This is a genomic window from Vreelandella sp. 2A-K22 (assembly GCF_054065485.1).
Genome location: NZ_JBSUGC010000041.1, coordinates 1 through 1020, shown reverse-complemented (window position 1 = coordinate 1020; position 1020 = coordinate 1). Strand labels below are relative to the sequence as shown.

Annotated in this window: 1 protein-coding gene; it reads left to right on the top strand. The window is 51.2% G+C overall.

From position 1 onward, the window contains the following. The first annotated feature begins 224 nt into the window (after nt 1-224). Complete coding sequence (locus tag ACW17M_RS24085; RefSeq protein WP_457548202.1) at nt 225-950, top strand: SDR family NAD(P)-dependent oxidoreductase; 726 nt, start codon at nt 225-227, stop codon at nt 948-950. The last annotated feature ends 70 nt before the right edge of the window (nt 951-1020 follow it).

Here is a 1020-nt window from a genome sequence, read left to right as displayed (position 1 = left end):
CTTTGTGCAGGTGCCATTGAGAAGAAGGACTAACGGAGTATCTGACCACTGAAAAGATTACGTAAATGGTTGCTTTATTAAACAATTTATTTATTGCAACTTAACCAGGAATTATATGTCATTGGGACCACAAGCACAGGCAAATCTTGAACAAAAAACAGTCCTCATCACCGTGGCATCTGCGGGCATCTGCGGGCATTGGCTAGGCAATTGCGCATGAGTTTGTGTCGGCAGCCGGCGGAAACATTAAGTTAGTGCTGGCGGCCAGAAGGGCCGACAGACTGGCAGAACTGAGCCGGCAATTAAAGCAAAGTGGGGCCCAAGTTCATACTGCAGGTCTCGATGTCAACGATGGAGCAAAGATCGACGCGTTCTTTGCAGCTCTTCCGTCGGACTACCGTGACATCGACGTGTTAGTGAACAATGCTGGGAAGGCGTTGGGAGTTGAGCACGCTGGAAACATTAGGGATAAAGATGTTGAGGAGATGTTTGCAACAAACGTTTTGGGGCTGATCAAGATGACACAGACGGTGATTCGGGGGATGAAGGAGAGGAATAGTGGGGACATTGTGCAGGTTGGATCGATAGCCGGGATTGAGAGTTACCCTGAGGGTAGCATCTACTGCGCGACAAAGTCCGCTGTGCGGAGCTTCACCCAAGCAATCCGGAAGGAGCTAATCAGCACCAAGATCCGGGTGATGGAGATCGATCCCGGCGCTGTGGAGACGGAGTTCTCGCTGGTGCGGTTTGGCGGCGATGCCACAAAGGCCAGCAAGGTGTACGAAGGCTACGAGCCGCTGAGTGCGAAGGACATTGCAGACGTGGTTGTGTTCAACTGCAGTCGGCGGGCGAACGTGGTTGTGGCGGAGTCGGTGGTGTTTCCAAGTGCGCAGGCGGGAAGCTACCATAGACATAGGAGTGAGCCAAGGGAGGGAACAGAGAAGAATTAGAGAGGGAATTAGAGAGGAATTAGAGCAAGTAGAGCTATAGAAGAGATAAGCTAAGTCAAGAATTAGAGCA